Annotated in this window: 24 protein-coding genes, 1 tRNA gene and 1 riboswitch; of the genes, 21 read left to right on the forward strand and 4 right to left on the reverse strand. The window is 61.8% G+C overall.

What is annotated here, in order from left to right; all coding sequences use genetic code 11:
* Nucleotides 1–22: 22 nt before the first annotated feature.
* From H8S55_RS06740 to H8S55_RS06755, 4 genes are all read left to right on the forward strand, one after another.
* Nucleotides 23–445, forward strand: a complete 423-nt coding sequence (locus H8S55_RS06740) for an RNA polymerase sigma factor (protein ID WP_186878338.1) — start codon at nt 23–25, stop codon at nt 443–445.
* A 318-nt stretch (nt 446–763) separates the two neighbouring features.
* Nucleotides 764–907, forward strand: coding sequence for a hypothetical protein (locus H8S55_RS06745; RefSeq protein WP_165860255.1), 144 nt, complete (start codon nt 764–766; stop codon nt 905–907).
* Nucleotides 908–998: 91 nt separating this feature from the next.
* The gene (locus H8S55_RS06750; protein WP_186878339.1) at nt 999–2,708 is read left to right on the forward strand and encodes a recombinase family protein; all 1,710 of its coding nucleotides are present in this window, start codon (nt 999–1,001) and stop codon (nt 2,706–2,708) included.
* Nucleotides 2,709–2,722: 14 nt separating this feature from the next.
* A complete protein-coding gene (locus H8S55_RS06755; protein WP_186878340.1) occupies nt 2,723–3,073 on the forward strand; it encodes a recombinase family protein in 351 nt (116 codons plus the stop codon).
* A gap of 52 nt (nt 3,074–3,125) precedes the next feature.
* Here H8S55_RS06755 and H8S55_RS06760 read toward each other — a convergent pair.
* Nucleotides 3,126–3,201 (reverse strand) — tRNA-Pro (locus H8S55_RS06760).
* A gap of 147 nt (nt 3,202–3,348) precedes the next feature.
* Between H8S55_RS06760 and H8S55_RS06765 the strand changes: the two genes are divergently transcribed.
* Genes H8S55_RS06765 through H8S55_RS06780 form a run of 4 tightly spaced genes read left to right on the forward strand, consistent with a single transcriptional unit; the run spans nt 3,349 to nt 7,495 of the window.
* Nucleotides 3,349–4,359 (forward strand): peptidoglycan DD-metalloendopeptidase family protein, encoded by a 1,011-nt coding sequence (locus H8S55_RS06765; protein WP_186878341.1) that lies wholly within the window; start codon nt 3,349–3,351, stop codon nt 4,357–4,359.
* A complete protein-coding gene (locus tag H8S55_RS06770; protein ID WP_186878342.1) occupies nt 4,356–4,961 on the forward strand; it encodes a zinc metalloprotease in 606 nt (201 codons plus the stop codon). Before H8S55_RS06765 ends, H8S55_RS06770 begins: the two co-directional genes overlap by 4 nt.
* Nucleotides 4,962–4,998: 37 nt before the next feature.
* The gene (locus tag H8S55_RS06775) at nt 4,999–6,837 is read left to right on the forward strand and encodes a TIGR03960 family B12-binding radical SAM protein (RefSeq protein ID WP_186878343.1); all 1,839 of its coding nucleotides are present in this window, start codon (nt 4,999–5,001) and stop codon (nt 6,835–6,837) included.
* Nucleotides 6,830–7,495, forward strand: coding sequence for a TIGR03936 family radical SAM-associated protein (locus tag H8S55_RS06780; RefSeq protein ID WP_186878344.1), 666 nt, complete (start codon nt 6,830–6,832; stop codon nt 7,493–7,495). The genes H8S55_RS06775 and H8S55_RS06780 overlap by 8 nt, the downstream gene beginning before the upstream one ends.
* Before the next feature lie 51 nt (nt 7,496–7,546).
* Here H8S55_RS06780 and H8S55_RS06785 read toward each other — a convergent pair whose 3' ends face one another.
* Together H8S55_RS06785 and dinB are read right to left on the reverse strand one after the other, a co-directional pair.
* Nucleotides 7,547–8,569: an inorganic phosphate transporter gene (locus H8S55_RS06785; protein WP_186878345.1), complete on the reverse strand. Its 1,023-nt coding sequence runs from the start codon at nt 8,567–8,569 to the stop codon at nt 7,547–7,549.
* Nucleotides 8,570–8,617: 48 nt separating this feature from the next.
* Complete coding sequence (gene dinB, locus H8S55_RS06790; RefSeq protein ID WP_186878346.1) at nt 8,618–9,856, reverse strand: DNA polymerase IV; 1,239 nt, start codon at nt 9,854–9,856, stop codon at nt 8,618–8,620.
* A gap of 168 nt (nt 9,857–10,024) precedes the next feature.
* Here dinB and H8S55_RS06795 point away from each other — a divergent pair, with 168 nt between their 5' ends.
* Nucleotides 10,025–10,651, forward strand: a complete 627-nt coding sequence (locus H8S55_RS06795; protein WP_186878347.1) for a class I SAM-dependent methyltransferase — start codon at nt 10,025–10,027, stop codon at nt 10,649–10,651.
* A gap of 308 nt (nt 10,652–10,959) precedes the next feature.
* On the opposite strand, the gene H8S55_RS06800 is transcribed toward H8S55_RS06795, so the two are convergent.
* Nucleotides 10,960–11,538, reverse strand: coding sequence for an ECF transporter S component (locus tag H8S55_RS06800; RefSeq protein ID WP_186878348.1), 579 nt, complete (start codon nt 11,536–11,538; stop codon nt 10,960–10,962).
* Nucleotides 11,539–11,651: 113 nt separating this feature from the next.
* Nucleotides 11,652–11,777: riboswitch (FMN riboswitch) on the reverse strand.
* A 409-nt stretch (nt 11,778–12,186) separates the two neighbouring features.
* On the opposite strand from H8S55_RS06800, the gene H8S55_RS06805 reads away from it, so the two are divergent.
* From H8S55_RS06805 to H8S55_RS06860, 12 genes are all read left to right on the forward strand, one after another.
* Nucleotides 12,187–13,179: a methionine ABC transporter ATP-binding protein gene (locus H8S55_RS06805; RefSeq protein ID WP_186878349.1), complete on the forward strand. Its 993-nt coding sequence runs from the start codon at nt 12,187–12,189 to the stop codon at nt 13,177–13,179.
* The gene (locus H8S55_RS06810; RefSeq protein WP_147563280.1) at nt 13,179–13,877 is read left to right on the forward strand and encodes a methionine ABC transporter permease; all 699 of its coding nucleotides are present in this window, start codon (nt 13,179–13,181) and stop codon (nt 13,875–13,877) included. The genes H8S55_RS06805 and H8S55_RS06810 overlap by 1 nt, the downstream gene beginning before the upstream one ends.
* A gap of 82 nt (nt 13,878–13,959) precedes the next feature.
* Nucleotides 13,960–14,844 (forward strand): MetQ/NlpA family ABC transporter substrate-binding protein, encoded by an 885-nt coding sequence (locus tag H8S55_RS06815; protein ID WP_186878350.1) that lies wholly within the window; start codon nt 13,960–13,962, stop codon nt 14,842–14,844.
* 310 nt (nt 14,845–15,154) lie between these two features.
* On the forward strand, nt 15,155–19,162 hold the full coding sequence (locus tag H8S55_RS06820; protein ID WP_207721794.1) for a pilus assembly FimT family protein: 4,008 nt from the start codon (nt 15,155–15,157) through the stop codon (nt 19,160–19,162).
* Between the two features lie 27 nt (nt 19,163–19,189).
* A complete protein-coding gene (locus H8S55_RS06825) occupies nt 19,190–19,939 on the forward strand; it encodes a hypothetical protein (protein WP_186878352.1) in 750 nt (249 codons plus the stop codon).
* The gene (locus H8S55_RS06830; protein ID WP_186878353.1) at nt 19,932–20,237 is read left to right on the forward strand and encodes a type II secretion system protein; all 306 of its coding nucleotides are present in this window, start codon (nt 19,932–19,934) and stop codon (nt 20,235–20,237) included. Before H8S55_RS06825 ends, H8S55_RS06830 begins: the two co-directional genes overlap by 8 nt.
* Complete coding sequence (locus H8S55_RS06835; protein ID WP_147563285.1) at nt 20,234–20,758, forward strand: prepilin-type N-terminal cleavage/methylation domain-containing protein; 525 nt, start codon at nt 20,234–20,236, stop codon at nt 20,756–20,758. Before H8S55_RS06830 ends, H8S55_RS06835 begins: the two co-directional genes overlap by 4 nt.
* Nucleotides 20,759–20,774: 16 nt before the next feature.
* Entirely contained in the window at nt 20,775–22,469 is a 1,695-nt protein-coding gene (locus H8S55_RS06840; RefSeq protein WP_186878354.1) for a GspE/PulE family protein, read from the forward strand.
* Nucleotides 22,459–23,541: a type IV pilus twitching motility protein PilT gene (locus H8S55_RS06845; RefSeq protein WP_243200508.1), complete on the forward strand. Its 1,083-nt coding sequence runs from the start codon at nt 22,459–22,461 to the stop codon at nt 23,539–23,541. Before H8S55_RS06840 ends, H8S55_RS06845 begins: the two co-directional genes overlap by 11 nt.
* Before the next feature lie 12 nt (nt 23,542–23,553).
* The gene (locus H8S55_RS06850; protein ID WP_186878355.1) at nt 23,554–24,762 is read left to right on the forward strand and encodes a type II secretion system F family protein; all 1,209 of its coding nucleotides are present in this window, start codon (nt 23,554–23,556) and stop codon (nt 24,760–24,762) included.
* Nucleotides 24,763–24,996: 234 nt separating this feature from the next.
* Nucleotides 24,997–25,365 carry a prepilin-type N-terminal cleavage/methylation domain-containing protein gene (locus H8S55_RS06855; RefSeq protein ID WP_366467531.1) on the forward strand — a complete coding sequence of 123 codons (369 nt, stop codon included), beginning with the start codon at nt 24,997–24,999 and terminating at the stop codon, nt 25,363–25,365.
* 175 nt (nt 25,366–25,540) lie between these two features.
* A complete protein-coding gene (locus tag H8S55_RS06860; RefSeq protein WP_186878357.1) occupies nt 25,541–26,350 on the forward strand; it encodes a prepilin peptidase in 810 nt (269 codons plus the stop codon).
* Nucleotides 26,351–26,360: the final 10 nt, after the last annotated feature.

The following is a 26,360-nucleotide window of genomic DNA, read 5'->3' on the forward strand; positions in this document are numbered from 1 at the left end:
GAACCGAATGGAGGAAATACAAATGACGACCATCAATCTGAAGGACTTTTACGCTTGGTACACCCATGATGAATACATCGAAGTTTCCGACGAAGTGGCCGCCGAGCTGAAGGCGGACAAGCTGTATGGGGCAGCCTATCAGCGGCGCACGACCCGCAATAAGGCGCAGTATTCCCTCGACTGTGACGATGGGATCGAATACTCGGCCTGCCTGCATGAGCCGACCCCGCAGGAGCTTCTGGATCGTATGGAGCTGTTCGTCCACCTGTGGAACGCCCTCAATTCTCTGCCGGAGGTGCAGGGCATCCGGGTAGAGGCGCATCTGATCCTCGGCAAGAGCTACCGACAGATTGCCCGGGAGCAGGGCGTTGACAAGAGTGCCGTCCGCCATTCCGTCAAAAGCGGAAAGGCAACCATGAGAAAATATTTGAAAAAATTTCTGTAAAGGTATCTCCATTTGCGCGATTTTTGTCCTTGGTATATGAGAGGTAGTTTTCACCTCTCCGCAGCAAAGTAGTTGATGCTCCGTCACGGATCGTCGCTGTCCGCTGTGAGGGAGCGCCGCATTGAATTATGAGCTGTCTTATGACAGGCCAACAAGAGCGGGTGCGGCGCTCCCACCTTTCAAAAACACCTTGGGACATTTCGTCCCAAGGTCATAAGCCGCAGGCCAGCACCCGGCAAGAGTGCTGGCCTGTTTGCTTTCCCAATGGACAACAGGGAGAACTATAATTTTGTTTTGCATCTGTGAAAGGAGGACGCCATGACTGAAAAGCCCGCTGCGGAAGAATATGTGTACCATATCGGAAAAATCCGCTTCATCGTCACGCCTGTTTACAAGGAAACGGGAGAGCTGATGCGTGACATCCTTTTGAAGCTGATGCTGGCTGACTTGGAGCCGGTATAGCCCCATCGACATCCTTAACATGGGCGGTCAGGCGAGGTATAATATAGTCAGGATGAATGACCTCTTGCTTGACTGCCAGAGAGGAGGTTATATGAAACAGTCAAGTAAGAAACACGAACTCGGCACAGCCGCTCTTTACTGCCGACTGAGCCGTGACGATAATATGGACAGCGAGTCCAACAGCATCCAAAATCAGAGGAAGATACTCCAAAAGGCCGCCAAGGACAAGGGCTATACCGACACAATCTTTTTCGTGGATGACGGTATCACGGGTACGACGATGAAGCGTCCCGGCTTTCAGAAAATGTTGACCGCTATCGAGGCCGGGTATATCTCGGCGGTGTTCGTCAAAGACCTTTCCCGGCTGGGGCGCAACTACATTGAGGTCGGTAAGCTGACCGAAGAATTTTTCCCGCTCCACGATATACGGCTGGTGGCCGTTTCCGACGGCGTGGACAGTGACGAGGGTGAGGACGATTTTACTCCGTTCAAAAACATTATGAACGAGTATTACGCCAAGGACATTTCCAAAAAGCGCCGGATCGTGAACAAGATGAAAGGAAATGCGGGTGTTCCGCTTTCTCCGCCGCCTTACGGTTATATCAAAAACCCAGACGATCCCCGCTTTTGGGTAGTAGAGCCGGAGGCCGCCGAGGTGGTGCGCCGGATCTACTGCATGGCGCTGGAGGGGTACGGGCTGGCGGAAATTGCCGCCCGCCTTGCCGCCGATGGCGTGGTCAATCCCACCTACTACTGGCGCAGCCGTGGGACGAGCCGGGGCGGGTCGAAAAGCACCGTGGAGCCTACCAAGTGGGGGCATACCACTGTCAAGAAGATCCTCACCTTGCAGGAATATTGCGGCGATGTCATTAACTTCAAAAGCTACTCCAAGTCCTACAAGATGAAAAAGCGGATCGAAAACCCGGAGGAAAACCGGGCGATCTTCCTTAATGTCCATGAGGCTATCATTGACCGCCAGACTTGGGAAAAGGTGCAGGCGCTTCAAAAAGGGACGCGCCGCAAAAAGCCTACAGTCACACAGGAGCCCAGCGTATTCTCCGGCCTGCTGAAATGCCCGGAGTGCGGCGGCAATCTCAATTTCCACTTCAACCAGAACAACCACGATATCAAGTTTTTCAGTTGTCAAAATCATAACTCCGGCTACCGCAAGTGCAGCAAGACGCACTATATCCGGCTGGACTTCTTAGAGCAAGTCGTTTTATATGAGGTCAAGCGGCTGGCCTGCTTCGCCAGCGAATACGAAAATGACTTTATCAAGGCCATGATCGGACGCTCGGCAAAGGTGGCGGAAAATACCGCGCTCCGCAAGCAGCGTGAGCTGGACACTCTGACCGCCCGTGACCGGGAACTGGATATGCTCTTTGAACGGCTCTATGAGGGCAATGTGGCGGGCAAAATCGACGATGCCCGGTTTGCCAAAATGTCCAAACGCTATGAACAGGAGCAGGGCGAGAACGCCAAGAAGATCAAGGCGCTGCGGCTGGAGCTGAAAAAGGACGAGAGCAAGCGCATGGATATTGACGATTTTCTTGAAACGGTACGGCGGTACACGGACGCGACCACCATTACAAAGCGTATGGTCGCGGAGCTGATCGACCATATTGAGGTGTACCACGCTGAAAAGCAGGACGGCGTTACCAACCAGCGCGTCGTTATTCACTATAACTGCATCGGTGCCTTTGATGTGCCGGATCGCCGGAAGATCCCGGAGGCCGACATTATCATGGAAACAAGAAAAGGCGTAGCACTCAGCTACGCCCCGGAACAGGTTGCAGTATAAGGAGGTACGACACGATGAAAGCCTATTTTTATTGCCGGGTCGCTCACGACGATAGCTTTTCCTTGGAACGGCAGGCCGAGGAGCTTCGCCGCTATGCGGAACAAGCCGGGTACACCATCGTTGGTGCTGCCGCCGAGCATGGCTCTGGAATGACCCTTGACCGTCTGGCTCTGCAAGAGGTGATGGAGGCCGTTCTTGCCGGAAAGGTGGATGTGGTGCTGATAAGCAGCCTTGACCGTATAGGGCGGGATTGGGGCATGACAAAGCAGTACATCGACCTGCTGACCGAGCATAAGGTCAAGCTGCTGTGCCTGCGGGAACGGGTGAGCAGCGACATCTCCGGCGTTTCACCATTCTCTACATAAAAAAGCAGAGTGTCCATTACAGGATACTCAGATCCTATAAGGACACTCTGCATGGTCCGAGTGGCGGGATTTGAACCCACGGCCTCTTGGACCCGAACCAAGCGCGCTACCAACTGCGCTACACCCGGATTCGGACCGATGGAGGGTGGCGAAACAGAGCCGCCCAACTCATCTGTTCCATTATATTTTTTCCCGGGCGTTCTGTCAAGTGGAATATTGAAATTTATTCTGGAATACACTGCCCTATCAAGAATTTAGAAAGGGGAGGGGCAGAGATGTACGACGGGACGAGGGGAAACGGCCGGCGGGGACAGGCTCACCGAGGCGGAAAACGGGCGGATGGAAGGGAGCGGGTGCGGCTGGGCCAGCTGCTGGTGTGTCTGGCGCTGTTTCTCGCGGTGTTTTTGGGCCGGGGTATTTTCCCGGACCGGCTGGCGGAGCTGGGCGGGCGGGTGCGCCGGGCCATTTCGGCGGATACGGATTTTGCCGCCGTGTTCTCCCAACTGGGGGAGACCCTGGCAGACCACGACTCGGTCGTGGGAGAGCTGGGGGACTTTTGCGTCCAGGTCTTTGGCCCCCAGGACAACAAGGCCCAGCAGACCGGAACGGGAGATTGCCCACCGATAGCCGATCTGCTGGACCGGGAGAGCCGTTTTCTCACCCAGCGGCCAGACGGGCAGAAGCTGGCCCGGCACTATCTTTCGGCAGAGAACGGCCAGATGGTGGTGACGCTGGGTACCCGGCAGGTCGAGCGGGCTCAGCCGGCTGAGGCACCGGAGCCGGAACATCAGGCGATCCCGGCGGCGGGGACGGTGGTGCTGAAATCGGACTACAGCGGCCGGGCCCTGCCCCAGGGCTATACCATGGACCGGCTGTCCTTGGGAGAGCTGGACACGGTGACACCGGTGCTGGGCCGGATCAATTCCGCCTATGGCTATCGGGACCACCCCATAAACGGCGTGTATCAATTTCACGGAGGGGTGGACATCGGCGGGCAGATGGGTGACCCTATCGCCGCCTTTGCCGCCGGGACGGTGGAGTATGTGGGCCAGGACGACTCCTACGGCCTGTATCTCCAGCTGGACCACGGCAACGGAGTGAAGTCCTTCTACGCCCACTGCAGCAGCCTGTGTGTAAAGAAGGGCCAAACCGTGGCCAAGGGGGAGAAGATCGGCCAGGTGGGCTCCTCCGGGGCGGCCACCGGCCCCCATCTCCACTTAGAACTGAAATATGGAAAAACCCATGTTGACCCCATTTACTACATCCAATATCGGAGCGCCGCGTGAGACTGGGCCGGGTGGAGGTGTCTGCCGGGTGTCTGCTGCTGCTGGCCTGGCTGAACTATTGGGACACCCAGGGGGTGGTGCCGCTGGCCCTTGCGGCCTGCCTGCTCCATGAGCTGGCCCATTACGGGGCGCTGCGCCTGGCCGGGGCGGGGGTGCGCCGGGTACGGCTGACGGCGGTGGGTGCGGAGATGGAGGTGGAGGGGACGCTGGGCTACGGCGGGGACTGTCTGGCTGCCTTGGCGGGGCCGGGGTGCAATCTGCTGCTGGCCCTGGGGTTCTGCCGGTGGGAGCGGGGACGGCTGTTCGCCGGGCTGAACCTGGCCCTGGGCTGCTTCAACCTGCTGCCTGTGGGCCGGCTGGACGGAGGACGGGCCCTGTACGCCGGGCTGGCCGCTGCCGTTGGCCCCGGGGCGGCGGGGGCGGTCTGCCGCTGGATAGAGAGCATCGCCGGGGCGGCGCTGCTGGCCGCCGGTGTCTGCTTTTTCTGCCTGGGTGGGAACGTGACCCTGCTTCTGGTGGCGCTGTGGATCGGGGCCGGGACAATTCCACTGAAAAAGAGTGGAAATAGGGCTTGTCATATGGGCTGGAAACGAGTACAATAATCTGTATGCGCCAGAGAGAGAAGACCGGAGGAAGAACATGAATCGTACCTTGGAACATATCCTGCCCAACGTACAAAAGCCCGCCCGCTACACAGGCGGGGAGTACAATGCGGTGGTCAAAGATAAAAAGCAGATCAAGACCCGTTTTGCCCTGTGCTTTCCCGACACCTATGAGATCGGCATGTCCAATTTGGGCTGCCGCATTCTGTATGGGGTGATGAACCAGCGCAGCGACGTGTGGTGCGAGCGCTGCTATGCCCCCTGGGGGGACATGGAGGAGGAGATGCGCCGGGAGGGCCTTTTGCTCTATGGCCTGGAGAGCGGCGACGCCATCGCGGACTTTGACATCATCGGCTTTTCCCTGGGCTATGAGATGGCATACACCAATGTGCTGAACATGCTGGACCTGGCCGGGGTGCCCCTGCGCGCAGCGGACCGGCCCGATCTGGCCCCCATGATCGTGGCGGGGGGGACCTGCTGCTATAACCCGGAGCCCCTGGCCCCTTTTATCGACCTGTTTATCCTGGGCGAGGGGGAGGAGGTCACCCTGGAATATATCGACCTATACCAGCAGGCCAATGAGGACGGCTGGTCCAAGGAGGAGTTCCTTCAGGAGGCCGCTAAAATTCCAGGCATCTACGTCCCCTCCCTGTATGAGGTGACCTATCGCCCCGACGGCGTGGTGGAGGCAGTGACCCCCAAGGGGGAGACCCCCGCCACCGTGACCAAGCGCATCGTTCAGGACATGAACAAGGCCTATTTCCCCGTGAAGACCATCATCCCCTCCACTGAGATCGTCCACGACCGGGTGATGCTGGAGCTGTTCCGGGGCTGTATCCGGGGCTGCCGCTTCTGCCAGGCGGGCTATGCCTATCGCCCGGTGCGCAACCGGGACCCCAAGCTGCTGGCGGAGTATGGCAAGGCGGCCTGCGAGGACTCGGGCTATCAGGAGATGACCCTGTCCAGTCTGTCCTCCACCGACTACCCCTGCCTGATGGAACTGTGCGACGACCTGCTGGACTATTGCAGTCCCCGGGACATCGGCCTGTCCCTGCCCTCTCTGCGGGCAGACACCTTCTCCATGAGCCTGATGGAGCGCCTGCAGCGGGTGCGCAAGGGCGGCCTGACCTTCGCCCCCGAGGCGGGCACCCAGCGTCTGCGGGACGCCATCAACAAGAACCTGCGGGAGGAGGACCTGCTCCAGTCCTGCCGCACCTGCTTCTCCGGCGGCTGGAACGGCGTGAAGCTCTATTTTATGCTGGGCCTGCCCACCGAGACGGACGAGGACGTGCTGGGCATCGCCGACCTGGCCCGGAAGGTCTATCAGACCTGGCGGGAGTACACCCCCAACCGGGCCCGGGGCGTGCGCATCACGGTGTCCACCTCCTGGTTCGTACCCAAGCCCCACACGGCGTTCCAGTGGGATGCCCAGATCCCGGTGGAGGAGTATCAGCGCCGGGTGGACCTGCTGCGGGAGGCCCTGCGCCGGGACAAGTCCATCACCTATAACTGGCACGACCCGGAGACCAGCTATCTGGAGGCCATCTTCTCCCGGGGGGACCGCCGTCTGGCCGATGTGCTGGAGTACGCCTGGAACCACGGGGCCAAGCTGGACTCCTGGAGCGAATATTTCGATTTTCAGCGCTGGATGGACGCCCTGTCCGCCTGCGGCCTGGATGGGGACTTCTATGCCCACCGGGTGCGGGAGAAGGACGAGGTGTTCCCCTGGGCCGTCCCCTCGGTAGGGGTGAGCCGGGCGTTTTTGTGGCATGAGCGGGAACTGTGCTATCAGTCCGTCACCACGCCGGACTGCCGTACCCGGTGCTCGGGCTGCGGCGCCAATCATCTGCTGACGGGAGGTGGCCGCTGTGGCTGATCGACTGCTGTTTTCCAAGACGGGCCGGGCCAAGTATATCTCTCACCTGGACCTGATGCGCACCTTCCAGCGGGCCTTTGCCCGGGCCCAGATCCGAATCAAGCACACCGAGGGCTTCAATCCCCACCCCTTTGTGTCCATCGCCCTGCCCCTGTCCGTGGGCTATTCCAGCCAGTGCGAGATATTGGAGTTCGGTCTGATGGGGGACACGCCCTATGACCAGGTGCCCCAGCGGCTGACCGCCGCCATGCCCGAGGGCATCGTCATCCACCAGTGCTATCCGGCCCAGCGCAAGCTGAAAGAGCTGACCTCCATCAATTATATCATGAACTTTGAATACTCCGAGGGCCGCCCCCAGGAGGCGGAGCCCGCCATGCAGGCGCTGCTGAATCAGGAGAGCCTGGTGGTGCAGAAAAAGTCCAACAAGTCCAAGAAGGGCTACACCGAGGTGGACCTCATCCCCCTCATCCGGGGCTGGAATCTGGAGTGTCAAAGCGACACCATGACCCTGGACGCGGTGCTGTCCGCCCAGAACCCCGGCCTGAACCCGGAGCTGCTCCGGGCCGCCTTCTGCCGGGCCTACCCCGAATATGCCCCCGACTTCGTCACCTTCCACAGAAGAGAAGTGCTGGACGAAGAGGGAAAAGTATTTCGATAACACGATCAAGCGCCCTGTCCTTCTGCCTGTGCGGGAGGACAGGGCGCTTTTTCATAGCCGGGCCAAAAAGAGCCGTCCGGCTCCCCAACCCAGCAGGGCGCAGCAGGGGAAGGTGAGCAGCCAGGCCAGGGCCACCTGACCGGCCACAGACCAGTCTGTCTGTCCGCCCCCGGCGCTGCCTGCCCCCAGCAGAGCGGCGGTGCGGGTGTGGGTGGTGGAGACGGGCAGACCCAGCAGGGTGGCCGCCCACAGGCTCAGCGCCCCGGCCAGATCGGTGGCCAGGGCCCGGCAGGGGTCCAGAGCCACCATGTCCCGGCCCATGCGGTGGATGATCCGCCGCCCGCCCAGAGCGGTGCCCCCGGACATGGCGGCGGCGCACAGAAGGGACAGCCACAGGGGGACCGGTCCCGGCGGCGCATCCCCCTGTCCCCGGGCCAGGGCCAGCCCCAGGAGAAAGACCCCAAGCAGCTTCTGCCCGTCCTGAGCCCCGTGGAGAAAGGCGGCGGCCGCCGCCCCGGGAAGCTGGGCCAGTCGGAGGGCGTGCGGATCGGCGTTCAGCCGGGACAGCCGCCGCTGTACCGCCCGTCCAGCCCAAAAGGCCAGAAAAATGGACAAGATCAGTCCGCCCAGCACCCGTCCCCAGGCCCACCAGCGGATGCAGGACAGATCACCCGCCTGGGCCACGGCGGCCCCGGAGAGACCGGCGGCCAGGGCGTGGCTCTCGCTGGTGGGGATGCCCAGCGCCCAGGCGGCCACCGCCCACAGGACAACGGCGGTCATGGCGGCGCACAGGGCGCACAGGGCCTGGCGGGACGTTCCGCCGAAGCGGGCCATGGAGTAGACGGTCCGGGCCACCGGAGCCGCCGCCGTGACGGACAGCACCCCGGCGCAGTTGCACAGAGCGGCCAGCGCCGCAGCGGCCGGGAAGGGGAGCGCCCCGGAGACCACCACCCCGGCGATGGCGTTGGGGGCATCCGTCCAGCCGTTCACCACCAGCACCGCCAGGGTGAGGAGCACGGTGAAGGCCAGGGCGGGGCTGCGGGCCATGTGGCAGAGCAGGTCGGAAAAAGCCATGGGCGAGGGATCACCTCCATGGCAAAGGCTATGCGGAGGCGGCGTGGACTATGTCCCCTCCCGGTCCGGGAAGGGGTCGTGGCCGGTGGAGGCCGTGTTCCGGGGGGCGGAGGCTGGCTGGATGGCCCTCCCGCCGTATTTGGCCCGGATGGCGTCCATGGCCTGCTCCAGCCGCTCCCGGCGCTCCCGCTGGTGCTGCCGGGGGGCATCCCAAAGCTCCAGCTGGGCGGCGGCCTCCTCCGCCGGGATGAGATAGATGGCCGTGACGGTGAGGGCCCGCACCGGGCGGTCCATGGACCAGCACTGGTCGGCCAGGGCCATGGCAGACCGGGCCAGCTCCCGGCCCAGATAGGTGGGGGTATCCAGGCGGGTCTGGCGGCTGATGTCGTGAAAATCCGGGTCCCGGATGGCAAGGGAGACCCCTTGACACTTCATGCCGCACAGCCTGAGCCGGGCGGCCACATGGTCAGACAGCTGGGTGATGCCGCCCCGGATCTCCTCCCGCCCCTGCAGATTCCGGGGAAAGGTGAAGCCGTTGCCCACCGACTTGGGCGGAGTGTACTGTCCGGCAGGAGCGACGGGGGAGCGGTCCAGACCGCAGGCGTAATCGTGGAGCTGAACGCCGTGCTTGCCCAGCAGGGTAAACAGGGCCTGGCGGTCAAAGGCGGCCAGGTCCCCGATGGTCTTCACGCCGAAGCGCTGAAAGGTCTGCCCGGCGGCCCGGCCCACATACAGCAGGTCGGACACGGGCAGGGGCCAGACGATGCGCCGGAAATTCTCCCGGGTGATGACGGTGGTGGCATCCGGCTTTTTATAGTCGCTGCCCAGCTTGGCAAAGACCTTGTTGAAGGAAACGCCCACGGAGATGGTCAGCCCCAGCTCCCGGCGCAGCCGGTCCCGCAGCCGGTCGGCCAGGGACGCGGCATCCCCGCCGAAGAGGTGGAGGGAGCCGGTGAGGTCCAGCCAGCTCTCGTCGATGCCGAAGGGCTCCACCAGGTCGGTGTACTCCCGGTAGATCTCTCCCACCTGGCGGGACAGGCGGCGGTATTTGTCGTGGTGGGCGGGGAGGAGGACCAGCTCCGGGCACTTTTTTCGGGCCTGCCAGATGGTCTCCGCCGTCTTGACCCCAAAGCCCTTGGCGGGCTCGTTTTTGGCCAGGATGATGCCGTGGCGGCTCTCCGGGTCGCCGCACACCGCCACAGGCAGGTGGCGCAGCTCCGGGTGGTCCAGCAGCTCGGCGGAGGCGTAAAAACAGTTCAGATCGCAGTGAAAAATGATCCGGTCCACAGTCCAGCGCCCCTTTCCCATCGGTTTGGTAAGGCCATTATACCGGTTCCTGCACAAGAAGTCAAACGGATGTTCTAAATCAACAAAAGAAACAAAAATGACCGGGAAACTATTTCAAAATTTCAACGGATATGCTATACTGGGCGAAGAAAGGAAGTGCATTGTCCCATGATCACGGAGAGAGATTTTTGGAACCACCGCTCCCATAACTATGACGAGCAGATCGGCCCCCTGTACGAGCGGGCCTATCAGCTGACGGCGGAGCGGACGCTGGCCTATTTAAAGCCGGAGGACCGGGTGCTGGACTTTGCCTGCGGCACGGGCATCGTCACCCTGGAGGAGGCCCCCCATGTGAAGTACGTCCGGGCCATCGATATTTCGGATGAGATGGTGGTCAAGGCCAAACAGAAGATGGCCGATCATGGCGTGACCAATGTAGAGGTGACCCAGACCGACCTGTTTGACCCCTGTCTGGAGCCGGCCAGCTTCGATGTGGTCACTGCGTTCAACGTGCTGTGCTATGTGGAGGACAGCGCCGCCGTGCTGGCCCGGATCAGAAGCCTGTTAAAGCCCGGCGGACGGTTTCTCTCTGCCACCGACTGCCTGGGGGAGAAGCTGACCAAGGTGGGCGTGAAGAAGTGGTTTAAAAGCCGCACCGGTTCCATGCCCTATGTGGCCTTCTATAAGATGAAGGGGCTGGAACGGCGCATTGCCGACGCGGGCTTTACCGTGGTAGAGAGCAAGAACCTGTTCCCCGCACCGCCCAACCTGTTTGTGGCGGCAAAAAAAGTGTGACAATGACTGGGGTATTATGAAAAACAAGGACAAAAGTCCTGAATCACTGTGAAAAACCGCCGCAGGAAGCCCTGCGGCGGTTTTGCAGCGTGTCGATAAACCCGTTTCTGTCATTCCGAGGAGCGAAGCACCCGCAAGGGGTACGCCGCATCCGTAAGGCAGCAGAGCTGCCAACGGCTGCGCAGCGACGTGGGAATCCGTAACTCAAAAACCAGAAATGTGCTGATAATCATGGGTTTTGGGAACGGATTGCCACGTCGGCCCGTTGGGCCTCCTCGCAATGACAGGCTTTTGTGACTGGTTGCAGATCAGACCTTCTGTGCGGCGGGCTTCTGCCAGCCCTCGCCGTGGACGATGTAGCGGGACACGGTCTTGTAAAGCAGGAAGGTGACCCCGGAGTTCAGTCCGGCCTTGATGAGGTTGAAGGGGAGAATACCGGGCAGCAGCAGGGCGTCCACCGCCTCCACGGGCCAGCCGGTGAAGTAGGGGGTGATGATGTGGTTGGCGGGCATCATGATAAGACCCATGGCCAGGGTGCCCAGCAGCAGGCCCAGGACCCCGCCGGAGCGGGTGCGGCGGAAACGGTAGATGGAACCGGCCACCAGTACCAGGGTGGAGGTGGCGATGATGTGCATCACAATGCCATAGAGGCCGCTGCCCGCGCTGACAGTGACCCCCTGGATCAGGCTGGCCACCACGGTGAGGGCCACGCCGGCCAGAGGGCCATAGGCCAGAGCGCCGATGAGAATGGGGATGTCCGCCGGGTCATACTCCAAGAAGGCGGCGGCGGGGATCAGGGGGAAGTGGACCGCATAGATCAAAACTACAGATACGGCCACCAGAAGGGCCATTACGGCCAGCTTGCGGATATTCGTGGTGCGGGACATAAAAAAACAACTCCTTCGATTTGTCTTGAAACACCTGAAAAGCCATGCCTTCCAGGTGTCAAAACGATCAAAGGAGGAGGGGGATCGGCCGCAAAGCGGCATGGATCGTTTCCACACATCTTCTTCCATCCGGACTATACCGTTGGTCCCGGAGTTTCACCGGGTCAGCGGACCTGCGAACAGATCCGGTCGCGGACTATACCGCCAGTGGGGAATCACACCCCGCCCTGAAGACATTGAATTCAGTTGTTCGTTGTTTTTATTATAAGCGATGACGGGAGGAAATGCAAGCGTTTCTTTCCTGCAGGCGACTGTGGAGAAATGGGGAAAAAGTATTGACAGAGGCGGTATTTGGGTGCTATGATACACAGGTATCTGACAGAAAAGAGGAGGCTGACCCATATGGAGAGCGTCCACCGCACCCGCTGCATGGTGATGGAGGGGATGCGCATGGTTTCCATGCGTATGATGCGCTGCGCTCAAAACATGGGCTCGTTCGGTCTCCGCTTCGTCTGCTGATAGGCAATGAGCGCAACCAAGACCTGAGAAACGGGCGTGTTTCTCAGGTCTTTTTTCACGGGATCGGACCTGAGCGTCTGGACCCTGCTGATCAGTGTGTATATGTGTATAAAGGAAAGGGGCGTCCCCATGATCGAATTAAAGCATTTGGGCAAGACCTATGAGACCTCCTCCGGCAGCGTCACCGCCCTGCGGGATATCGACCTGACCATTCAGGACGGGGAGATCTTCGGCGTGATCGGTCTGTCCGGCGCGGGTAAGAGCACGTTGGTGCGGTGCATCAATCTGCTGGAGCGGCCCACCCAGGGCGAGGTGTGGATCGACGGCCAGGAGCTGACCCGGCTGCCCCAGAAGCAGCTGCTGGCCATGCGGCGGAACATCGGCATGATCTTTCAGGGCTTTAACCTGCTGGAGCAGCGCACGGTGCTCAGCAACGTGGCCTTCCCCCTGATGCTGGCGGGGGAGAAGAAGGACAAGGCCCAGGCCCGGGCGGCGGAGCTGCTGGGGCTGGTGGGCCTGTCTGACAAGGCCAGGTCCTATCCCAGCCAGCTCTCCGGCGGCCAGAAGCAGCGGGTGGCCATTGCCCGGGCCCTGTCCACCAGCCCCAAGTATCTGCTGTGCGACGAGGCCACCAGCGCCCTGGACCCCAACACCACCCGTGCCATTCTGGAGCTGCTGCGGCAGATCAACCGGGACCTGGGCGTGACGATTATCATCATCACCCACGAGATGAAGGTCATCGACCAGATCTGCGACCGGGTGGCGGTGATCGACCACAGCTCCATCGCTGAGGAGGGCAAGGTGAGCGACGTGTTCACCAACCCCCAGTCCCAGATCGCCCGGGAGCTCATCCTGCCCCAGGATATCAGTGCCGCCCAGACCAGCGGCGGAGCCCAGCTGCGCATCATCTTCAGCGGCGAGAGCGCCAAGCAGCCCGTGCTGTCTCAGCTGACCCTGGAGTGCCAGGTGCCGGTGAATATTCTGTTTGCCGACACCAAAGAGGTGGAGGGCAAGGCCTATGGCCAGATGCTGCTGGAGCTGCCCTGTGACGAGAACCAGGCGGAGAAGGTCCGCACCTGGCTGCGCAGCAGCGGCATCCAGTGGAAGGAGGAGAGCAAGTGATGTCTGAAATGCTTGTAAAACTGTGGGACAACGGCCTGCTCCAGCTGGGCGTGTGGGAGACCATCTACATGACCCTGCTGTCCACCGGCTTTGCCTATCTCTTCGGTCTGCCCATGGGCGTGATCCTGTGGGTAACGGATAAAAACGGTCTGCCCCAGGTGGGGAAGGGGAAGCAGATGGCCTGCCGCATCATCAACTGCGTACTGGGCTTTGTGGTCAACTTCTTCCGCAGCATCCCCTGCATTATCCTGATGGTGGCTATGATGCCGGTGGCCCGGCTGATCCTGGGCAAGAGCTTGGGCAACGGCTCGGTGATCGTCACCTTAATTATTGCCGCCGCCCCCTACATCGCCCGGATGGTGGAGTCCTCGGTGAAGGAGGTCCCCAGCGGGGTCATCGAGGCCGCCCAATCCATGGGCTGCACCAACTGGCAGATCGTGTGGCATGTGCTGCTGCCCGAGGCCAAGCCCTCTCTGATCCACGGCTCGGTCATCGCCACCGTCACCGTTCTGGGCTACACCGCCATGGCCGCCACCCTGGGCGGCACCGGCCTGGGCCAGGTGGCCATCATCTATGGACACCAGCGCAGCAACGCCGACGTGATCTGGGTGTGCGTGGTGCTTATCTGGATCGTAGTCCAGGTCATCCAGTTCATTGGCGAACTGGTGGCCCGGAAAACGGACAAGCGCATCCGATAACGGGAGGACCGGCGCGGCTTTTTCCGCACCGTTCACCATATTTTATTTGAAGCAAATTCAAGCAAAAAGGAGATCATTTTAAATGAAGAAGAAATTTGCTCTTGCCCTGGCCCTCGTGCTGGCCCTGGGCGCGTTCACTGGCTGCTCCAGCAAGGGCGGCAGCTCCGCCTCCGTGTCCGGCTCCGGCTCTGATGCCGCCAGCAGCTCCTCCGCCCAGACCGGCGACCTGGAGACCATCACCGTGGGTGCCAGCTCCACCCCTCACGCCGAGATCCTGGAGCAGGTGAAGGACAGCCTGGCCCAGGAGGGCTACGACCTGAAGATCGTGGTCTATGACGACTATGTGCTGCCCAACCGCGCCCTGGCCGACGGCTCTCTGGATGCCAACTACTTCCAGCACACCCCCTATCTGAACAGCTACAACGCCTCTAACGGTACCGACCTGGTCTCCGCCGCCAAGATCCACTACGAGCCCTTCGGCCTGTATGGCAACGGCGTGGCCAGCGTGGCCGACATCCAGTCCGGTGCCACCATTCTGATCCCCGCCGACGACAGCAACGAGACCCGCGCCCTGTTCCTGCTGGCCCAGGAGGGCCTCATCGACCTGCCCGAGGAGGCCAGCGCCGAGACCGGCGTGACCACCCTGGACATCAAGGATGACCACGGTTTTGATATCCAGGCTGTCCAGGCCGACACCGTGCCCACCCAGCTGGCCAACAGCGCCCAGGGCACCGTGGCCGTCATCAACGGCAACTATGCCCTCCAGGCCGGTCTGCACACCGAGGATGCCCTGGCTGTGGAGGATGCCTCCGGCGATGCCGCTCAGACCTATGCCAACGTGATCGCTGTGCGCAACGGCGACGAGAACACCCCCAAGATCAAGGCTCTGATCTCCGCGCTGGAGACCGACTCTGTGAAGCAGTACATCGCCGACAAGTATCACGGCGCTGTGGTCGCCATGTTCTGATCGCCTTTCCAACGGAAAAGCAGCCAAAAGAGGGACGCGAGCTCGCGTCCCTCTTTTCTTTTAAGAAAACAGCCCGCGGAGAGAGCGCCCGGTGAAATGACGGAAAAGTATAGAAGTGAAAAATATTTTTGTTACATTAGTCAATTTTCGTTGAGAGGGGGTTGAAACGATTGAAATTTTGAGAATTTGGTATTAAAATCTATTTGTTAGTCGTTAAAACGCCAAAATGTAAAAATATGTAACGTTTTAAGGCGAATCCGCTTCTGAAAAGAAGCTTGACGTTCGGGTTACGCACAGCGAGGTGAGCGGAGTGAAGGAGAAGCGGCGCAGCCGGGGTTTTACCCTGACGGAGATGCTGGTGAGTATCGCCATGCTGGCCATCCTGGCGGGGCTGCTCATCCCCGTCAGCGCCTCGATGTACCGCCGGTTCCGGCTGACGGAGATGGACGACTTTGCCCGGCAGATCTGTGTGGCGGCCCAGAACGAGCTGACCGCCATGAAGGCCACCGGGCGGTTAGAGGCCTTTGCCAAGCAGACGGACCAGCGTCTGACCCAGCAGCCCCAGGACTACCCTAAGACGGACAACGACGGCTGGAAGGATCTGTACACGGTATACAGCGCCGATCAGGCGGCGGAGGATTTCCTCCTGCGCGCTGGCGACTCCCTCAGCCAGGCCACCGAACACGGGGGCTATTTCCTCCTGGAGCTCAACCCCCTCACCGGGGACGTGTACAGCGCCTTTTATTCCGAGCAGCCCTTCACCTATGAGCAGATCAGCGCCTGGGCGGACCGGAGCCGGGAGACCCGGCTGGGGGAGAAGGACCTCATCGGCTATTACAGCGCCGCCTCGGCAGACTATGGCGCCGTTGGCGTGCCGGAGAAGTTCTGCCCCACCATCGAGCTGATCGACGGGGAAGAGCTGTATGTGAAGATCGACTGCGGCGGTTTGATGGCCCTGCGCCGCACCCAGCGGAACCTGACCGTGACCCTGACTGTGAAGGGCGCAAGCGGGGGCGAGGTGCCGTTCACCTATCGGGGCGGGACGGACTTCTTTGTGGAGCGCGACAGCATCACGCTCTATAAGGTGCTGGACAGCCTGGACGAGGATAACGCCTTTGCAGCGGTGTTCAAAAACAGCGGGATCAAGGCCGGGGACGACATCACCGTCCAGGCCGCGATCACCTATGATGACCCCAACCAGGGCCTGAATATCACCGGAGAGACCGGCCTGGCGCAGGGCAACAGCCTGTTCGGCGCAGTGGTCACCGGTGATGACGGCAGCGGACAGATCCAGGTCTCCCGGGTGCGCCACCTGAACAACCTGCAGGACAGCATTCTGACCGGCGATGCCGCCGACGCGGCAAAAGCCTGCCGCAAGGTGGTCCAGACCGCGCCCATCTCCTTTCTGTTCCAGGACTGGAAGGACGGCGACTGGTGTCCCGCGTCCAAGTGGACGGGGAACCCCATGGGCGAATTCCGGCCCATTCAGAACCAGGCGCTGTTCGGAGCGGAGGAGAGCGAGGCCCCGGCAGTGCGGGCCTGCTATGACGGACAGAACAATGTGCTGAAGGGCTTTGTATTCGGCGTGAACGACCATGGAAGATCCGCCCTGTTTGGCACTGCCAGCCATACGGACTTTCAAAATATCCGCCTGGCGGACTGTCAGGCAAACGGAATGTATGCCGCCATGCTGGGGGGATATCTGTCCCAGTGCAGCATAGAAAACTGCGGCGCATATCTGACGACTCAGGACGAGAACGGCTCCTATTATAATGACATGGATGACCGGCGGGCCAGATATATGGTGCAGAGCAACGATCTGATCGGGCAGGCGGGCGGCCTGGCCGCTTATGCAGACCGCACGACGATCACGGCCTCCTTTGGCGCGGTTGATGTGACATGCAGCAGCAAAAACGGCTATGCCGGGGGCCTGGCCGGCTATCTGAATAATTGCCACTTAGAGGCGTGCTATGCGTCCGGGAACATCAGCGCTCCGAACCGATCAAACGGGGCGGGCGGCCTGGTCGGTACGATCTCCAACGATTATCAGGATGCCATGAAAAGCAGCGTGAAGAGCTGCTATGCCACAGGCCATGTGACGGCCGACCAGAATGCCGGCGGTCTGCTGGGCAGAGCGGCGGGAACGGTGAGCGACTGTGTGTCCTACGGCAAGGTGACGACCGGTGCAGAGACGGAAGATACCAGCACCAGCGGAGGCTTTATCGGAAACAGCAATGGTGCCCTGCGGATCTCAGACTGCTGCTATCTCAGCCAGGCAAAATACAACGCGACCTATCATGCCCCCAACGGGGTGACGGCCTCGGGGTACAGCGCCCTGAAGGAGACGGCCCATGTGGGGGAGAGCCACCCCTATTCCGTGGGGCTGCGGGGTCTGGGCATCCCCTTCCCCCTGTGTCAGTATCAGGGCAATCGCATCGATCATTACGGCGACTGGCCGGAGGCCTATCAGCTGCAGACCTCTCTGGTCTACTATGAGAAGTACGCCGACGGCAGCTATGGCTATTATGCCCGCACCAGCCTGACCAGCGGCGGCCAGAGCGCGGGAAGCAACTGGATCGCGGACACCCTGAAAGACCGGCCATGTGTGGAGGACGGCTATGCCCTGATGACCGTGTACGAGCTCAGCCGCTTTTCCTACACCCTGGACGTGGGCGACCGGAGCGAGGCCCTGAAGAAGGGGGATATTGCCATCACCACCGACCCGGCTGCCTGTACCCAGAAACAGGCCGCCCTGCTGCGTCAGGGCGAGGCGGTGGACTTTGTGTCCGACGGCCAGACGGTGGAGATCCAGAACGCCAAGCTGTATCGCCTGCCCTTCGATCTGCAGATCAACAAGCGGGAGGCGGCCTATACCTTCTGGGAGACCCTGACCGTCACCGGCTACGGCCCGGACAGCAGCGATCCCGTGGTGAAGAACGAGACCTTCTATTACTGCCCGGACTTTGCCCGGAACGCGGTGAACCCGGAGCCGGGCGTGAAGAGCAATCTGCCCCAGGAGCCGGGCGGCCCGGAGCGGCCCGTCTATGTCCGCTCCGCCCGCCAGCTCAACGGCATGTCCCGTTCCACCTACTACTGGAACCTGCGGGGCGGCGGCACGCAGATCCAGTTCGTGCAGGAGACGGACCTGGACTATCAGCTGTACACCAAGCGCTACTGCGGCGTGACCTATGACCTGATGGATACCAGCGAGGGCAACCCCTATAAGAACCAGCCCATCGGAACGCCCAATGTAAGAACGGCTGGAGGAGATATGGAGGCCCATAACTTCCGCAACTCCTATGACGGCCGGGGCCACAAGATCATCGACTACTGCTGTGAGACCTATAACAAAGCGGGAAGCGCCGTCTACCGCTTTACCGGGCTGTTCGGCGAGGCGGAGCAGTGTACCCTGAAAAACATCGTCATGGTGGCCTCTGACCCGGCCAACCGCTCCGGCTATGTGAGAGCGACCAACTATTACGGAAATTATAACGAGGAGCCCGCAGTGGGCGCGCTGATCGGATTGGCCTATAAGGACAGGGATGCGCCCGCGAGCCAAAAGACGACGGAGATCATCAACTGCACTGTCTCCGGCTATGAGGTCAGCTTCCAGATGGGCGGCAGCAGCAAAGACCCGGCTGTGGGAGGCCTGGTGGGCATCAACTTCGGCTCCATCGTCAATTCCTCCGCCACCTGCAGCGTCTCTATCAACAGCAGCAACGGCCATCTGGGCGGCCTGGCGGGCAGCCTGAACGGCACCGGCTCCATTGACCGCTGCTACGCCGGTGGAACGCTGCGCTATCAGAAATCTGGCCAGACCGGCGGCCTGGTGGGCGGATTCGTCAACGTATATGGCTATGGACAGATAAATGTCAGCCAGCGGGATATGCGAGTGTCAAACAGCTATGCCGCCAACGCCCGCCTGAGGAGCAATATGCCGGCTACGGGCACCCGGAACTATTCCGTAGTAGCGCCCAGCGAAGACGGAGATGTTGGGAACAGTAGGTTCAAGGTCAGCAACTGCTATTATCTGAGCGATCCCGGCACGGTGGATATCGACCTGATGGATGACGGTACCAGCTGGGGGCTCACCGACCGGGAGCTGGGTTATCTGACGATGGACGGCTTCACCTGGGCCGACGCGGGCCACACCTTCTCCTGGAGCGCCAGCCTGAGCGGGAAGGCGTACCCCTATCCCACGGCGACCACCGGGGCGGACGGCCAGCCCGTCCACTACGGCGACTGGTACGGCTCCGGCACCGCAGCCGAGGAGGAACAGGAGGCCGACCGGCCTCAGCCCGCGGAGAAGACAGCATAAACACAAAGCAGAGAGGGGAGACGCGCCATGAGACAAAAGCTGAGCAGCCGGCGGGGCGCGTCTCTGCTCATCGCCCTGCTGTATTTTCTGGTGTGCGGCTTGGTCGCGGCGGTGATCATCGGCGCGGCCATGACCAACGTGCAGAAGCTGAAGGGGGCCCGCCAGCGGCAGCAGGCCTATGACTCCGTCAGCTCCGCCGCCCAGCTCATCCGGGACGAGATGACCCGGGTGGAGTATCAGGGCATAGAGCGCTGGGACGAGTATGAGTGCAACCGCTCTGCTGCCGATATTCAGGGCGACCGCCATGGGGATACCTACAGCTGGGAGGGCTTTTCCGCCAGCAAAGAGGCGGGCAAGTCTTTGACCGCCTTGCTCCAGCCCGGTGTGGAGAAAGCCTATCACAGCCACGCCAAATTTTCACTGAACCAGCAGAATTTTACCGGCTGGGAGGATAGCTTCACTGTGGACGACGGGGTGTGTCCCGTGGCGGTGAACGTGAAGATCGACCGGGACTATACCCTGACCTTCACTCTGGCTCCCCAGCAGGCCGACCTGACGGAGGACTATCGCATGACCTTGGTCAGCAAAGGCCAGGCCGGCGAGCCGGTGGAGAGCCAGACGGAGAGCAGCTGCTCTCACAGGGTAACGTATCGGGACGAGACAGATGGACTGTTCCATGTGGTGGACACCGATTTTAAAATCACCGAGCACCACTATGCCACTGCCATCCGGTGGACCCGGGGGACCATTTCCAAGGGGGTGAGCCGCAGTGAATAGCCTGCATCATACCCGCGCCCGCCGGGGGGAGACCCTGGTGGAGACCCTGGCCGCCATTCTGGTGGTGTCCCTCACCAGCGTGTTCCTGCTCACCTCCGTCATGGCCGCCCAGCGGGTGAACCGTCAGGCGGGGGAGGGGGACGAGCAGCTCCGCCTGGAGCAGGACGTGGTGGAGCGCCGGTCAGACGGCAAACAGAGCACCGTTCAGATCGGCGGCGGCTCCTATCCCGTGATCCGCTACGGCGAGGGGAAGGCCCTCCAGGGCTATGTCCTCCAGAGCGAGGAGGGAGCCGGATGAAGCGCCAACGAAACAGACGGGGCTTTACCCTGGCGGAGACGCTGGCGGCGCTGGTGGTGGTGGTCCTGCTGGCTATGTCGGTGCAGATCGGGACCATGACCGCCCTGCGCGCCAGAACGGTCTCCCGCTTTCAGTCGGAGAGCGAGATCCTGGCCGCCACTCTGAACAGCGCCCTGGGGGACATGCTCCACTATGCCACCTGCGCCCGATACGATGGTGCCGGGGGGACGGTCTATCTCAACAACCCGGGCTATGGCATCGTCAATGGGCAGATCCTGGACAGGGGCGGACGGCTGTATGTCAATGCTGCCGCCAATATTTCCGCCGACAGCGAGGATGCCGCCCTGCTGACCCTGACGGGGGCGGGGGCATACACCGATCTGACGGTGAGTGGCTTTCAGATGCTTTACGACAAAGATAACTGCCTGTTCTACGGAAGCTATGAGATCAATGGACCGGAGCAGGCGAAAAAAACCATTGATTTTGCCTTTCGTTCCCTGAACGAGGAACCGAGAGAATAATAGGAGCTGATTCATCATGGCACATCCACAGCTGGGCGACCTGCTGGTCTCCTCCGGGGTCATTTCTCAGGAACAGCTGGGCCAGGCCCTGGCCCGGCAGAAGGAGACAAAAAAGCGGCTGGGCGAGGAGCTCATCGACGACGGGATCATCACCGAGCAGCAGCTCATCGACACCCTGCGCCTGCAGCTGGGCATTGAATTTGTAGACCTGTCCGCGGTGGAGCCAGACCCCCAGCTGGTGGACGTGCTGCCCCGGAACATCGCCAAGAAATACGGTGTGACCCCGGTGCGGCTCCATGGCAACACCCTGTATCTGGCCATGAGCGACCCCCTGAACTTTATGGCCCAGGAGGAGGTGCGGGCGGCCACCCACCGGCGGGTGGTGCCCATGATCACCACCGCCGACGGCATCGAGCGGGCCAACGCCAGCCTGTATGGCGGCGAGGGTGCCCAGCGGGCCATCCGGGACATGCGCCGGGAGGCCCCCGTCACCCAGCAGGGGAGCACCGCAGACGCGGTGGTGGAGCTGAACGAGACGGCGGCCCCCACCGTCCGTTTGGTAAACTCCATCATCGAGCGGGCGGCGGCGGAGAACGCCAGCGACATTCATCTGGACCCCTGCGCCGACTGCATCCGGGTTCGGATGCGCGTGGACGGCGTGATGTGCCCGGTGATGACGGTGCCCAGCGACCTGTATGCCTCGGTGCTGGCCCGCCTGAAGATCATGGGCGGCATGGACGTGACCGAGCGCCGGGTGCCCCAGGATGGCCGCGCCGGGGTGCGGCTGCGCAATCGCAGCTTCGATCTGCGTATGTCCACCCTGCCCACCATCTACGGCGAGAAGTGCGTCATCCGCGTGCTGGACAAAAACTCCGACTTTTTGAGCCGGGACGGCATCGGGGTGGAGGGCAGGCAGCTGGAGCAGTATGAGTATCTTATGGGCCGCCCCAGCGGGACCGTCCTCATCGTGGGCCCCACAGGCAGCGGCAAGACCTCTACCATGTACACCATGATCCACCAGCTCAACAGCGAGCAGGTGAACCTGCTGACCCTGGAGGACCCGGTGGAGTATAACATTGACGGCATCAACCAGGTGCAGATCAACGAGAAGACGGGCATGACCTTTGCCGGCGGCCTGCGGTCTATCCTGCGCCAGGACCCGGACATCATCGCCGTGGGCGAGATCCGGGACGGGGAGACGGCGGAGATCGCCATGCGCGCGGCCATCACCGGCCATCTGGTCCTGTCCACCGTCCACACCAATGATGCCCTGTCCACGGTGGAGCGGCTGAAGGACATCGGCGTGCCCAACTATCTCATCGCCGGGGCCCTGAACGGGATCATCTCCCAGCGCCTGGTGCGGGTGATCTGCCCCGACTGCAAGCAGAGCTATGACCCAACGGCGCAGGAGCTGGCCGAGCTGGGCCTGAGTGCCGACAGCAAACAGAAGCTGTTCCGGGGCAGGGGCTGCCCCACCTGCTTTGGCCGGGGCTATCGGGGCCGCACCGCCGTGTTCGAGATGCTGGTGCTCAGCCGCCGCCTGCGTTCGGCCATTGCCAAGGGCAAAGACCGGGAGGAGCTGCGGTCTATCTTACGCCAGGAGGGGAACTATACCACCCTGCAGGAGAACTGCCGCCGCCTGGTCCAGGAGGGCGTGACTACCATAGAGGAGGCGCGGAGACTGGGCAGCTCCGTGGAATATGATGAGTGATATTCAGATGAATGTGGAGGAGATCGTCCGCCAGGCCCACCAGCTGGGGGCCTCGGACGTACATCTTATCAAGGGCCTGCCCCCTTATTTCCGGGTGGTGGGCCGGCTGGTCCCCCAGCGGGAGAGCCGGCCCCTGACCAAGGACGACTGTGATCAGGCCGCCGCCCAGCTGGCGGGCTGTCAGCTGGAGCAGCTGAAAGCGGTGGGGGAGGTGGACCTGGCCCGGACCATGGTGGGCCGCCGGGTCCGGGTGAACCTGTTCCGTCAGCAGGGCAGCTTTTCCGCCGCCATCCGTCTGTTGGCCGACGAAATTCCGGCTTTGGAAAAGCTGGACCTGCCCCCCAAAGTGCTGGAGCTCACCGACCTGCACCAGGGCCTGGTCCTGGTCACCGGTGAGACGGGCAGCGGCAAGTCCACGACGCTGGCTGCTATGATCGACAAGATCAACCACACCCGGGCCGCCCATGTGCTGACATTGGAGGACCCGGTGGAATATCAATACGCCCCGGACCGGTGTATCTTCAATCAGCGGGAGATCGGGCGGGACACCGCCAGCTTTGCCAGCGCCCTGCGCGCGGCCCTGCGGGAGGACCCGGACATCATTCTGGTGGGGGAGATGCGGGACCGGGAGACCATCGAGACCGCCATGACGGCGGCGGAGACGGGCCATCTGGTCCTGGGCACTCTGCACACCAACTCCGCCGTGGACACCATCGACCGCATTGTGGATGCCTTCCCGGCGGACCGGCAGCAGCAGATCCGGGTGCAGCTGTCCATGACCCTGCAGGCGGTGCTCAGCCAGCAGCTGCTGCCCACCACCCTGGGCACCGGCCGCACGGCGGCCTGCGAGCTGCTGGTGGTCACCGCCGCGGTGCGCAACCAGATCCGGGAGGGCAAGACCCCCCAGATCGCCGGGACCATGGCCGTGTCTGCGCAGGAGGGCAGCGTGACTATGGATGCCAGCGTCCTGCGCCTTTATCAGCGGGGCCGCATCAGCGCCCAGGTCGCCGCTCAGGCCGCCCGGGACAAAGATTTTGTGAAAAAGCATCTGCCCCAGAGCATGGGGCTTTAAGGGGGTGTTCCCTTGCAGACCTATCAATACAGCGCCATATCCAAGGACGGGGCCAAGGTCAGCGGCGTGATCGAGGCCTTCGACGAGTTTGCCGCCGTGGCCTCCATCAAAGAGACCTGCTCCGTGGTCACAAAAATTCAGGCGGTGGAGCAGAAGGGCCTGCTGACCCGGGACGTGTTCACGCCGAAAATAAAAGAGCGGGACCTGGCTGTGATGTGTTCTCAGTTCGCCATTATTCTGGGGGCGGGCCTGCCCATGGTGCGGGCGGTGGAGCTCATTGCCAGCCAGACGGAGGACCGCCGCCTGAAAGAACTTTTGGATCAGGTGGCCGGAGATGTGGCCGGAGGCGTGAGCCTGGCCCACAGCTTTGAGACCCGCAGCAGCGTTCTTCCCGTCACCTTTGTGGAGACGGTGCGGGCGGGGGAGGTCTCCGGCACGCTGGACAGCTCCTTCCGGCGGCTCCACGCCTATTATGACCGGGCTTCTAAATTAAAGGGCAAGGTCCAGGCCGCCATGGCCTACCCCATCTTCACCATGATCGTGGCCGTCATCGTGGTGGCCATCATTATGGTCAAGGCCGTCCCTACGTTCGTCACCAGCTTCTCTGAGATGGGTACGGCTCTGCCCTGGCCCACCCGGATCTTGATCGCCGCCAGCAGCTTCTGTTCCGCCTGGTGGCCGGTGATGGCCGCCGTGCTCATCGGGGCGATCCTGGCCTGGAGGCTGTGGGGACACTCCGCGGACGGGTGCATCAAGCAGCACCGCTGGCTGCTGCGGGTACCCGTGATGGGCAGGCTGAGTCTGATGCGCACCGCATCTCAGTTTGCCGGGACCACAGCGGCCCTGCTGGCTGCAGGACTGCCCGTGCTGAACGCCATGGACATCGTCTCTCGGGTGCTGGACAACCGGGCCATGGGCCACGACCTGAGCCTGCAGCTGCCCCGCCTGGAGGAGGGCAAGCCCCTGGCCGCCTGCCTGCGGGACTGCCCGGATTTCCCCGACCTGCTGGTGGAGATGACCGGCGTGGGGGAGGAGACCGGCACCTTAGAGCACACCCTGGACGTGGTCAGCGACTACTACGACAACGAGACTCAGCTCAAGGCCCAAAAGGCCGTCAGTCTGCTGGAGCCCGCCATCATCTGCGTCCTGGCCGTCATCGTGGTCATCATCCTGCTGGCCGTGTATCTGCCCATGTTCTCTATGTATGGTTCGATCATGTGACGGCCCTCTCAGTCACGGCTTCGCCGTGCCAGCTCCCCCACAGGGGGAGCCAAGGACGCTTTTTCGGAAGCGGTCCTAACTTGCCTCCCCCTGTGGGGGAGGTGCCCAGTGCGCACACTGGGCGGAGAGGGTCTACCTATTTTGGTCGTCCGCCGGGTTTGACCCGCCCGGTTTGATGATAGATACGCTCCCAAGGGAGCAAAGCGAAAACAAGACATAAGGAGAGTGAACATCGTGTTCAAAAAGCTTTCTAAGAAAAAGGGCTTTACCCTGATGGAAATGATGATCGTGGTGGCCATCATCGCCATTATGATCGCCATTATTATTCCTACTTTTAAGGGTGCTCTGGACAGCGCCTATGCTGCTGCTGATGAGGCCAATCTGCGCGCTTACTACTCTGAAGCCATGGCTAATTCTGTTTTGAATGGCGGTGATCCTGAAAAGCCTGACGATGGCAGCAAGATCACTGTTAATGGTGTGGAGTACACCCTGCATGGCAGCGCTGCGTATAAGGTCGAGAAGGGCCAGCTGATTATCACTTATACCCCGAATGGCGGCGGTTCTGCTGTTACCATTCCTGGCGGCGACAATAGTGGTAAGTAACGGTACTGGTGCTCAGAGCTAATTACAAGATATTGCTCCCCACCGTTGGGTCACGGTGAGGAGCTACCCCGGCAATGGACCCCTGCGCCGTGTCCCGGGCTGTTTTTGCGGCCCGGGACCCGGAGAGGTAAAATTTGAGGGATTCCACACGACACCGAAAGGGGAGCGAGACAACATGAACGACCTGTTTTCCGTGGCCCCTTTGGTGGTGGTCGAGTGTCTGGCCCTGGCCGCCCTGTTGGGGGCGGTGCTGGCCAGCTTTGTGGGCTGCGCCGTGGCGAGAAGCCTGGCGGGGCAGTCCTTTCTCACGGGCCGCAGCCGCTGCGATTCCTGCGGCCATGTCCTGGGACCCTTCGAGCTGGTCCCCGTCTTCTCCTGGCTGCGGCAGAAGGGCCGCTGCCGCTGGTGCGGGGCGAACATCCCCGCCCGCTGCCCCGTCACCGAGGGGCTCACCGCCGCCGCCTTTGGGGCCTTTGTGTGGCGGTACGGCGTTTCGCTGCAGACGATGGAATACCTGATCTTCACGCTGATCTTACTGGCCGTGGCCTTAGTTGACTGGGACACAGGCTTCATCTCCGACGGGCTACTGCTGGCGGGGATACTGGATTTTGTGCTGCTGACCCTGCTGCGCGGGGAGGGAGCAGCCGCCCTGGGCCGGGGACTGTTGGCCGGGGCCGCTCTGGCGGTCCCTCTGCTGCTGATCGTGCTTGTGATGGACCGTGTGCTGGGCCGGGAGAGCATGGGCGGCGGCGACATTAAGCTGTTTTTTACGGTGGGACTGTTCGGTTCGCTGCGGACGGACCTTTTGGTGCTGCTGCTGGCCTGCCTGATCGGCATCGGCCTGGCTTTTGTGCCCCAAAAGACCGCCCACGAGGGGGAACCCTCCGGCGCGATCCCCTTCGGCCCCGCCATCTCCGCCGCGGCGGTGCTGTCCCTGCTGTGGGGAGAGCCCTTCGTGGCGGCATATTTGAACCTGTTTGTTTAAATTTGTTTTC

This window comes from Flintibacter faecis (genome assembly GCF_014287875.1).
Taxonomy (GTDB): Bacteria; Bacillota; Clostridia; order Oscillospirales; family Oscillospiraceae; genus Lawsonibacter; species Lawsonibacter faecis_A.